Below are 10,552 nucleotides of genomic sequence, written 5' to 3'. Positions count from 1 at the left end.
TGCCGTATCGAATGGCCTTCGGCCAGGATCAGATGCACGGCCTCGTCCCGCTGAGCCTGCGTAATGTCTTTGCGTCCCATGGTTCACCTCGTTCTGGCTGCGAATCCCTTTGGGATGTCCAGAAAAATTAGACCACTTCAGGACGCCAAGGTCTCCCCGCGAAGCGCCCAAGTGTACAAAGCGATGGCGCAGCCGAGCCCCGCGAGGCCGAAGGCGAGCCATGTGCAAGGTGCGAAAGAATGCCCGGCATGCCCAGCGCCCGCCCCCCGGTAATCCGCGAAGAACCTTTTTTATCCGGCGAAAAGGTTCGCAACACCTGGCCTCTCCGCCAAGTCAGACAACGAAAACCTTATCGTTCTTCGTCAGGCTCCACGCGCCCTGCGTCATACCTGCCTGACCACCGCTGATGCTCTGCTTTTGATACTTCCACTGTATGGCGGCATACCTCAGCGAGATCGTCTCGAACGGCAACGGGCTGTCGCCGACGCCGAGCAGAAGCTGCGAGATAAGGACATTCTTGAGTTGAATCTCAAGATACTTGACGCGCTTGCCGTCACCGGCGTCGCGGTAAAGGTCTATCTGCGCCGACTGAAACGTGGTCCCTCCTGACAGGGCCTGATACAGAAGCGGGCTGGAAGAATCCACCTCCTTGATTACGGTCATATCGCCGTGCTCGGTTCGGCCGACTGCATGCCCCCCAGAGGTGGATGTAAGCGCAGAAGTCGGTTGACGCATTTAGTGCCGCAATGAGCTGAGCTCGATCCACTGGCCGTGTTCCTTGTCGGAGGATTCGCCTTTCAGGTCGGGCCCAGACAACTTCAGATAGATGCTTTTCATTGAATTCCTTCCAGAGGTTTACGAATGTTCCAGCGCGCGATGCGAAGGCATTGCGTGGTGCGCTTTTTATAGGATTTCGCAACCGAATACGTGAGAAAAACGGACGACTTTTTTTCTCGTATGAAGGCTGTTCATTCACCGATCTTTACGGTGCGCACATCCGTATTCAAACAAGGACAGTGAACATGCATGGAAAATCGTCGTCCGAAGACATCATCGCAATCAAGGCTAAGGTAGAAGCCATTCCCGGCGCGATGCGCCGGATGGGGTGGGGAGTTGCGGGCGAGTTGATGGAGAGGTGGATTCACTCGCCAGCCTGGGTACTGCCGATCGACTGGAAGAAAGAACAACCCCTCGACCTGTCGGTCTCGCATCTGGATCAACAGATCGTGCGAATGGGCTGGGCAATGTCGAATCCGCGAGTGCGCGTCGCAATGAACAAGCTGCGCGTGAACATGATCAACGGACCCGCCAGGAAGCTTTTGCACGATCGACTTGACGAAGGAACATGGGGAGGGAGTCATCGGATTGAATTCGGCAACCAACGGAACAGCGCCCTCCAACTCGACCGGACTTGCCAATCCAACTTCGAGCCTTTGGGCGGGGACATGGACACCATGGACGATGTGTATGGGGGCCTGGGGAAAGCCACCCTAAAGGCGGCGTTGATCGGCCACGCTTCACGCGACGTTCGAACTGGAAAGATTGCCCTGCAGGTAACTCATGCAGGCTTCTACATCCGTGATACTTACGACTTCAATGATTTTCAGTATCTGGGGACGTGGACGACAAACGGAGTCCTGAGCAAGACGGCCATGCTCATGAACACCGCGCTGGACGGCATGGTGTCCCGGTGGAAAGGCGAGCCTATCGGTAACCTGTTCAATCACGACTTCGACACATATCGTCGTCTCACTGGCTTCGGTGGGGACTTTGTCCTTTACTCCGATGTTCATTGGGAGCCGATGAACCTGCTGCTTGCTCTGTCCTGATGAATCCAAAAGCGGTTCTCGGAATCATCGCTGCAGTCGTGACCAGTGGGCTGGCACTCTGTCATGTGTCGAACTGGTGGGAACGGTCCTACGCGACATTCAAATCGTCTGAGCTAAGTCCTGACGGCTGCTTTCGTATCGACACCTATGAGCCTTTCTGGATCCTGCCTTCCATATTCCATCGAAGCCCCAACACGGATCCCGCGATCCGCAATAGCCTGGGAAGATCATGGCAGCAGGCGATCTTCAAACGCGCCTACGAATTACGGACGGGCGACATCCTTGGCGAAACCATCGTCTTCGACCCTGTCGGTCCCGCCAATCGCATTTATTGGGGTGATACGGGCGCGCCCGGACGACGAGTCGTGTTTGCCAACGAGTTCCTTCTCTTCGATTCCGATCGTTGTTCCGACCAAGCGACATTGGCGAAGCTTGCGGCGTTTTACCAGAAGAGGCGGGAGGCGAATCGGCTTGTGCCGGAGGGTCCGAAGGATGAACGATAACGTGTTCAATCACGACTTCGAAACGTACAGGTGCACGACAGGCCTTGGAGGCGACTTCGTCATCCATTCCGACGTGCACTGGGAGCTCGCCAACCTCGTTTTTGATCTGACCTGATGCGTACGAAATCTGTCTCTGTCCTCGGCGTCATCGTCTTCACGGGCAGCGCAGCGCTCTATCAGGGCTCGGACTGGTGGGAGCGGGCCTGTGCGACTTACGATTCCTCGGAGATGAGTCCCGATGGATGCATTCGTATCGATACGTACGATCCTTTTTTTAGGTACTTCCATCCGTATTCCACCGAATTCCGGACGCCGATCCAACCATTCGGTATCCCCTCGGCAGGCAATGGATAACCCCACATTCAAGCGCGCCTACGAAGCCAGCACAGGGGTCACGCTAGGCGAAACCATCGTATTCGATCCTTCCCTTGCTACCGATGTCATCGCCTGGGGGCGTACCTCAACGCACGGTCGACGCATTGTCGAAGCCAACGGCGACAACGAACGCATCCGCGGAAGCCACGTGAGTCGCCGGCGAAGCGACAAAAGCGCCCAGCATCAGCAGGCAGGTCAGCACACCGGCGGCGAAGAAGGTCTGCAGCATGGCGGTTTCGAATTTCATGGTCGTTGTCCTTTGGCGATGTTTGGGGTGGGTTCGCGATTACTGTTGCATCGGGCGTGCCAACCGCTGGAATTGGTTGAAGGGCGCATTCCTTGGCGGTTTACGCCGGCCGGACGCATGGCGTTGTCGTGTCCGCGGACGATGCGCGGAGCGTCCGGACGGGTGTCCGGGCGTTGTGGCGGCCTGGTTATCGCCGATGAATCGGCTCCCACATAAAGAAAAAGCCCGGCTTAAGCCGGGCTCTCCTTTTCAAAGGGCGGCGGATCGTCCCGCCGCCCTTGTCGTACCTCATCCCATTACCAACCGATCCCAAGTTCGAGATGTTCCGGCTGGGTCTCGATCAACGTCGAGCTCTGGTCGGATACATCGTCGTACGCGAAACCGTAGGCCTTGCCGTTCACGCCGTGCAGGTGCCAGAAGCGCGAGTAGTAGTTCGCCGGCGACTGCAGGTAGAACGACGAAGCATCCTTCCACTGCGTGGTGTCTTCCATCACGTGACGGTTGAACGCCGCGCAGATCTGCGCCTCCAGCTGGCCCTCCACGCCCCAGGGGTCGCTGGAGCGAGCCAGGCTGCCCTTGCCTTCCAGCACGTCCTGCGTGGTCGGCTTCTGCACGTTGAAGGTCATGCCTTGCGGCTCGTCCGCCTCGTGCGTGTCCGCCCAGTTCGTGTGACGGAAGGTCAGCACACCGTTCACCACGCTGCCTTCGAACTGCTTGGCACCGATGGTCATCTCCAGCAGGTGGCTTTCGTAGTACGTCCACGCATCGTCGATATAGCCGTCGAAGTAATGCTCCTGCGGCTTGCCCACGTCGAACTGATCCTTGCCCGGGGCGAGGATGCGGATCGGGTCGGCCTCGATCAGCGCGAACTCGGCCGGCACCTCCTGGTTGTACTGCGCGAAGATCTGCGCGCGTGTCTGCGTGATGCCGGACGACACGTGACGGGTCTTGTTGCCGCCGAACACATCGAGCGCGAGCGGGATGGAGAACTGATCCACCTGCGTCGTGTTGATGAAGATGGCGTTGTCGTTCCAGGTGAACTCGTACCAGTCGTAGTACACGCCGATGTTCGGATCGGTGGCATTGAGCGGATTGGGACCTGCGAAGCCGATCGAATCGTCGGCGGCCTTGAGCACCTTGATGTACATCGGCTCACCGACCGAGACGAAGATGCGCCCCGAATCCAGCTTCGGCAGCAGGAGCAGCTTGGACTGCGCCAGCGTGAAGAAGTAGTTCGGATAGTTCTGGCCGTTCTTGGTCAGGTGACCCGTACCGTCGTTGTCCTCGACCTTGAGCGGAGCGATCGTTCCATCGGGCTTGACCCACGAGAACACGTTCGTCTTCGGATCGCGACCAATCACCGCGACGTACACCTTGTCGTCTGTCCACTTGCCACCGGTCGTGTTACGCAGCTGGGTACCGATGAAGCCCGGATACACCGAGTAATCGAAGCCCTGCGATGGATCGTTCGAACCCGGGTTGGTCGGCTGGGTCGGCGGCGTGGTGCCACCGTCCGTACCGTAGACCTCGAGTTCCCACAGCGAGTAACCGTACTGCGTGCTGCGCTTGATGCCGTGCATGCGGACGTACTGCGCCGAGACCGGCGTGAACGTGCGCGTTTCCACGCCACCGGTGCTCGCCGGATTCGCATCCGCCGTCTGCCAGGTTTTGTGGTCGGTCGACACCTCGATCGCGTACGACGTGGCGTGCGCGTTCTCCCAGTTGAGCACGACCTTGTTCACCAGCTTGACCGAACCGAGGTCCACTTCGATCCACTGGTCATCGGTGAATCCGGACGACCAACGCGTGCCGGCGTCGCCATCGTTGACGTTGGCCGGTTTGAAGGCCACCGGATTCTCCGAATCCGAGGCGATCACCGGACGGTTCAGGGCGAGGTTGCTGCTACCCGAGACCGGCTGTTGCGGTGCGGCCGGCTGCTGCACGGTGAGCGTCGCGGCCTGGCTCGTCACGGTGCGACCGGCCGTGTCGGTCACGACCACGTCGTAGCTGCCCGCGTCCGCCAGGGAGGCCGTGAAGCCGAGGCTGGCCTGGGTGGCACCGGCGATCGACGCGTTGTTGCGGCGCCACTGGTAACCGACCGTGCCGTTGGCCTTGACGCCCACGGTGAAGTTCACCGCCTGGCCTGCCGTGACGCTCTGCGACTGCGGCTGGCCGATAATGGTCGGAGCCGCGGCGGCGTACACCTCGAATTCGAACATCGAGACGCCGTAGTCGGTATTGCGCTTCAAGCTGTTCATGCGGACGAACCGGGCGGTCTGCACCGGGAAGGTCTGCGTGTCCACGCCGCCCTTGCCGACGACCGGACCGACGACCGTCGTCCAGGCCTTGCCGTCATTGGAGACATCGATCGTGTACTGGGCGGACGACGCATTCTCCCAGCGCATGATCACGTGGTCGAAGCTCTTCGGCGCACCGAAGTCCACGATCAGGTCGACCGGGTCCTGCTTCTGCACGGAACCCCAACGGGTGGTGAAGTCACCGTCGATCGCGGCGCCGGGATTGAGATCCGGGCGCTCCGTCGTGTACGACGACGACGCCGTGGCACCGATGGCGATATTCACGCCACCCTTGCCGTCGCCCGGCGTACCCGGACTGGGCGGATTGCCGCCCCCATTGTCGTTGCCGCCGCCATCGTTGGGCTGCGTGACCGGACCGGCCCAGGCCGGCGGATCGTTACCGGCCGTGGAGTTGTCGACCGTCAACGACACATGGTTGCTGGCGGTAGTGAGCCCCTGTGCGCTGACCACGTCGACCCGATAGACGATGCCGTTCTGCGCCGCCGTCAGGGCACGCGTCGCGTACGTGCCGTCGGCCGTGCTCGAGACGAAGGTCAGCACATCCTGGTCGTTCGCGTCCTTGGTCACGGTGTACCAGTCGTAGCTGAGCGGACCGACACCCGTCGCCGCGACCGTGAACTGCGCGGATCGACCCACGCCAGCCCGCTGGTTGGCAGGCTGCGCCGTGATGGTCGGGGCGATCACCTTCGTCCCCTTCACGCAAAGCACGTGACCCGGGTTGTTCTCGGCAACTTCGCGGCGGATGTCGCCCAACGAGCTGACCTGGAAGGCGAAGGTCGAATCGGTCGGGTCCTGTCCCTCCGTCCAGGTGTTCCACGCACCCGGGAAGGCTTCGCTCGAGTCGTTCTGCCCGCTGATCGCCAACGCTTCGTCGACCGTCGGCAGACGCATCCCGTCCTTCGCACAAGCCTGGATGGCGACCGATTGCGTGAACTGCGCCCCCTGGTCGGTGAAGCCGCGCTGCACGCGGTCCCACTGCAGGCCGCTCAGGGTATCCGTCACCAGGTTCGAACCGGTGGCGAAGGTATAGCGATCGGTGACGGCACAGCAGCCGGCGGCGTTGTACACCTCGAACTCGTACAGCGAGTAACCGTAGTCCGTGGCGCGATGCATGCCCTGCATGCGCACATAACGTCCCTTCACCGGATGATCGAAGGTGAAGTCTTCCGTGCCACCGGTGCTGGTATCGGTGTGGTAAGCGTCCTGGAAGCCGCTGTCCGGACTGTCCGAGTACTGGATCTTGTACTCGGTGGCATGGGCGTTCTCCCACTTCAGCACGACACGATTGAACGTACGCGAGGAACCGAGATCGACCGTGATGAACGCGTTGTCGTCACCGATCTTCGAGCCCCAGCGCGTGGTCTGGTCACCGTCCACGGCCTGCCAGGCCGCGGTGCCCTGCGGGTTCTCGACCGGCGAGGAGAGGGTCGCCTTTTCACGGGCCAGGTTGGCACCCGGCGGAGCCAGGGTGAGCTTGGCCGCGGCGGTCGCGACCACGCCGGTGATGTTGGTCACCGTCACGGTATACGTACCGATGTCGCTCTGCTGCACGGACGGGATGGTGAGCGTCGGCAGATCGTCGCCGACCGCCACGCCACCGACCGACCACTTGTAGTGGAACGGCGAGGTGCCGGCCACCAGCGTGGACACGTCGAACGTCGCCGGCTGGCCCGGGTTCGCACGAATATCGGCCAGCGTGCCGGTGAACACCGGCGGGCGCGGCTGATTGACTGTCAGATGAGCGGCCTGCGATGGCACGGAGCTGCCGAAGTTGCTGATGACGACGGAGTAGTCGACATTGCTGTCGGCGATGCCCAGTGTCGGCGTGTCATAGCTCGGGCCGTTCGCACCCGGAATGGGCGACGAGCCCTTCATCCACTGGTAGGCGAGCGTCGGCGAACCCGAGGCGACGACCTGGAAGTGAGCCTGCTGGCCCGCGTCCACGTTCTGTGCGGCGGGCTGGCTGGAGATCGCTACCTGGCTGAATGCGAACACCTTGAGCGCCGCGGCGCTGGACTCCTGGTCGGGGCCCTGGCCGTGCACGACCACCGTGTACAGGGTGCCGTCATCGCCACGCGTGGAAGCCGGCGTGACATAGCTGGCGCCGGTCGCGCCAGGAATCGCCACGCCGTTCTTCTTCCAGGTGAAGCTGAGCGGGGGCGTGCCGGAAGCCGTCACGGAGAAGTGACCGACATCGCCCTCGGTGATGTCCTGCTCGATCGGCTGGGCGATGATCGACGGCGGACCCGATGCGGTCGGCGGCGCCGGCACGTCGGCGATGGCGAACGTGGCGGCGCCTGCCGTGAGGCCCGGCGCCGTGGCGGTCACAGTGACCTGGCCCGGCGTGAACTTCGAGCGCAACGCGATCTTCTGTAGACCGCCCTCGAACTGCAGCTCCGACGAACCCGGCGAGTGGTAGCTGTGGACCGGCTCGGGAATGCCGCCGTTGTTGTCCGGCACCTCGCCGGCGCTGTAGTCGACGTACTGCTGCGTGCCGCCCTGGTACGTCACGATCGACGCGCCGCTGGTGACCTCGAAGTTCACCTTCTGTGCGGCGTCGGGTACGACGACGCCATTGGCATCGACCACCTTGGCCACGATGAAGGCGGCATCCGAACCGTTGGCCGTGACCTGGAAGCGAATGCCATCGGGCTTGACCACGTTCGGCACGACATCGAGTTCGATATGGTCGGCCTTGCCTGCCGTGGTCAGCGTATCGGCCACCGGCTGCCCGTCCGAACCCGTACGCACGTTGCCCAGCGCATCGATGCACTGCGCGGTCGCGTTGCCGGCCTGCCAGGTGACGTTCCAGTGGACCTGGCCCGGCAGCTTCGTGGTGGCCTGCGCCTTGTCGGAACCGACGATCCTGCCGGTGTCCTCGTCGGTGGGACCGTTCTCGGCGGCGTAGGACGCATCGTCGATGGTGTCCCATGGATTCGGGACCTGATCGCTACCCTGCGCAACACCGTTCACCAGCAGGCGAACCTTCGGGCAGTTGCTGAAGGCGTTGACCTGGATGTCGCCCGAGCGATTCCAGGTATTGGCCAGCTTGACCATGGGGCGCAGGTCGTAAGGCACCCACACGGATTCGTAGATGTAGTACAGCATGCGCGGGAAGCGGTTCGCGTCGGTCATCGAGGCGTTGTTGCCGCGCACGTTGTGACGGAAACCCTTGATCGGCTTGCCGTCCGGATGCGTCGCGATGCTGCCGTCGGGATTGCGCTGGTAAGTCCAGTGCGTGGCGTCCTCGAGGCCTTCGACCATCTCGATGACTTCGCCCGGGGTATCCGACATATACCACTGGGCCATGCCGAACGTGCCGACCTTGCGGGCCTGCGAGTACGGCACCAGGTAGTTCAGCGCGAAGGCCAGCTCGTAGTCGTACGAGTGACGCAACGTACCCGGACCCCAGTATTCCGCGCCCCAGGCGGGCTTGTTCGGGAATTCGTTCGAGTGCAGGTACGTTTCGCAACCGGCCTTCGAGCAGCTGAGGATGTCGCCGTTGGCGGCGTCCGGTGTACGGTCGGCCGCGGCGCGCGGATTGATGCTGTCCCAGGTGCGGGCCAACGCGCGCAGCTCGACGGCGAACGGCGTCGACATCACGCCGTTGTCGTGCTCCCACGCAAGGATGGACGGGTGGCTGCGATCGCGGATCACGATGTCGCGATGGACCTCGCGCTTGATCGTCCACATGTCGTTGCACTGATGATCGCCGGGCTTGCAGGGCGTGGCGAAACCGTTCTCGCCGTCGCCGCTGGGTTGCACGATGAACACGCCCAGGGCGTCCGCGGCCTCGACGAACTCGGGGCTGGACGGCGAATGGCCCGGACGCCAGAGATTGCCGCCGCCGGCGGCAAGCTGCTGCAGGTCGCGCCACTGCTGCTCCTCGGGCACGGAGGAGCCGAGCGCGGGATAGTCGTAGCGGCCCGAGCCGCCCCACATGTACTGCTTCTTGCCGTTGACGTACGGGAAGTCCTTATCCCAGGTAATGACGCGAATACCGAGCGTGCTCTGCTTCGCGTCCACCACCACGCCGTCGATACTCACCGTATGCAGCACCTTGTACAGGTACGGCTTGCCGTCGACGCTGTTGTTCGGATACCACAGGTGCGGATGGCTCACCGGCAGCGTCTCGTCGAACACCGGCGTTTCGTTGCCGGGCACGAAATTCGGCGGGAGCGTTTTCTGCTGCTGATCGGATGCGACGACGTTGCCGTCGGCGTCGACGATCTGCGTGGTCAGGGTGACCGCTTTCGGCGCGTTGGTCTCGTTGACCACATTGGTCTGCACCTTCACCGTCGCCGTGCCGTGATCGGCACTCAGGCTCTGGGTGCCGACGTACGTGCCCCAGGTATTCTGGCCTGCGTACACGTTCTCCGGGATATGCACGAAATTCGTGACGTGCAGCTTTACCGGACGAAACAGGCCGGCCTCGGCCTGGCCGAAACGGAACGAGCCGGAGAAACCGGGGTCCTCGAAGAAACCGCCGCCGCCACGACTGACCTTCACGGCCAGCACGTCGGAGCCGTCGAACTTGAGGAAGGGAGTCAGGTCGACGATATGCGGCAGGAAGCCGATGACATGGGTGGCGTTCGCATCCGCCTGACCCTGCTGGTTGAGGACGCCGGTGCCGGGAACGAAGTGACCGTTGATGTAGACGCGATCGCCGGTATGCGCCCCTTCGAACTCGACCATGACCTTCTTGCCGGCGAACGTCGCGGAGTCGCCGAGCTTGACCCGGTACCAGCTGGTTTCACCGTCCAGGCTGCCCTGGCCACCGCCGGACTCCTGATTGATGAACGTGGTGAAATCGTTGGCGGCATGCGGGATACCGACGGTCAGCCAGGCGCTGTCGTTGTAGTTCGGGATCGCACCGTCGTCGCCATTGGGCAGTGGCGCGTACACCACCGGGTCGTTCGGGTTCGGCACGGCCTGCTTGGTATACTTCCAGGGCCGTGCCCCCAGGTTGATGTCCTGGCGATCCGATGGCGCGAGGGTGACCGCCTGCGCGGTCATCGTCGCGCCAAGGAGTACGGCGGCGAGCAGGCTCGCGAGCCGCCCTCGTCCGTTCGCCCCGCGTTGCCATATCGGGTGTGTCTTCATTGGGTGTGGGTCCCCCTGTGAGAGCCGCTGAGGGACAGCGCATTCCCAACACGCACGACGGCACGAGCCGGCGATCGGAGCTGCCGGCTCTACTGCTGTCGATACGTGGTGAGTGGGACGGATTTAGCCGTCCATACGCTGTCTGCCGGCGGATCATCCGCTTGCCAGATGACACTC

At 62.5% G+C, this 10,552-nt stretch carries 6 protein-coding genes; 3 read left to right on the top strand and 3 right to left on the bottom strand.

The window, feature by feature from the left end; all coding sequences use genetic code 11:
- Positions 1 to 333: 333 nt before the first annotated feature.
- Positions 334 to 735, bottom strand: coding sequence for a type VI secretion system tube protein Hcp (locus VM621_RS02095; protein WP_325467335.1), 402 nt, complete (start codon positions 733 to 735; stop codon positions 334 to 336).
- Between the two features lie 101 nt (positions 736 to 836).
- On the opposite strand from VM621_RS02095, the gene VM621_RS02090 reads away from it, so the two are divergent.
- Genes VM621_RS02090 through VM621_RS02080 form a run of 3 tightly spaced genes read left to right on the top strand, consistent with a single transcriptional unit; the run spans position 837 to position 2,447 of the window.
- Positions 837 to 1,829, top strand: a complete 993-nt coding sequence (locus tag VM621_RS02090; RefSeq protein WP_325467334.1) for a DUF6402 family protein — start codon at positions 837 to 839, stop codon at positions 1,827 to 1,829.
- Positions 1,829 to 2,332, top strand: a complete 504-nt coding sequence (locus tag VM621_RS02085) for a hypothetical protein (RefSeq protein WP_325467333.1) — start codon at positions 1,829 to 1,831, stop codon at positions 2,330 to 2,332. The genes VM621_RS02090 and VM621_RS02085 overlap by 1 nt, the downstream gene beginning before the upstream one ends.
- The gene (locus tag VM621_RS02080) at positions 2,322 to 2,447 is read left to right on the top strand and encodes a DUF6402 family protein (RefSeq protein WP_325467332.1); all 126 of its coding nucleotides are present in this window, start codon (positions 2,322 to 2,324) and stop codon (positions 2,445 to 2,447) included. Before VM621_RS02085 ends, VM621_RS02080 begins: the two co-directional genes overlap by 11 nt.
- 345 nt (positions 2,448 to 2,792) lie before the next feature.
- Here VM621_RS02080 and VM621_RS02075 read toward each other — a convergent pair whose 3' ends face one another.
- Together VM621_RS02075 and VM621_RS02070 are read right to left on the bottom strand one after the other, a co-directional pair.
- The gene (locus VM621_RS02075) at positions 2,793 to 2,954 is read right to left on the bottom strand and encodes a hypothetical protein (RefSeq protein WP_325467331.1); all 162 of its coding nucleotides are present in this window, start codon (positions 2,952 to 2,954) and stop codon (positions 2,793 to 2,795) included.
- A gap of 296 nt (positions 2,955 to 3,250) precedes the next feature.
- Positions 3,251 to 10,375, bottom strand: coding sequence for a beta-1,3-glucanase family protein (locus VM621_RS02070; protein ID WP_325467330.1), 7,125 nt, complete (start codon positions 10,373 to 10,375; stop codon positions 3,251 to 3,253).
- Positions 10,376 to 10,552 lie beyond the last annotated feature (177 nt).

The organism is Luteibacter sp. (genome assembly GCF_035539195.1).
Taxonomy (GTDB): domain Bacteria; phylum Pseudomonadota; class Gammaproteobacteria; order Xanthomonadales; family Rhodanobacteraceae; genus Luteibacter.
Note: the sequence above shows the minus strand (reverse complement) of the source record. Positions and strands in the feature narration are given on the sequence as shown.

Excerpts from the sequence above, each read along its gene's own strand:
- VM621_RS02095 (WP_325467335.1), bottom strand. The coding sequence starts at position 735 with ATGCGTCAACCGACTTCTGCGCTTACATCCACCTCTGGGGGGCATGCA.
- VM621_RS02085 (WP_325467333.1), top strand. The coding sequence starts at position 1,829 with ATGAATCCAAAAGCGGTTCTCGGAATCATCGCTGCAGTCGTGACCAGT.
- VM621_RS02080 (WP_325467332.1), top strand. The coding sequence starts at position 2,322 with ATGAACGATAACGTGTTCAATCACGACTTCGAAACGTACAGGTGCACG.
- VM621_RS02075 (WP_325467331.1), bottom strand. The coding sequence starts at position 2,954 with ATGAAATTCGAAACCGCCATGCTGCAGACCTTCTTCGCCGCCGGTGTG.
- VM621_RS02070 (WP_325467330.1), bottom strand. The coding sequence starts at position 10,375 with ATGAAGACACACCCGATATGGCAACGCGGGGCGAACGGACGAGGGCGG.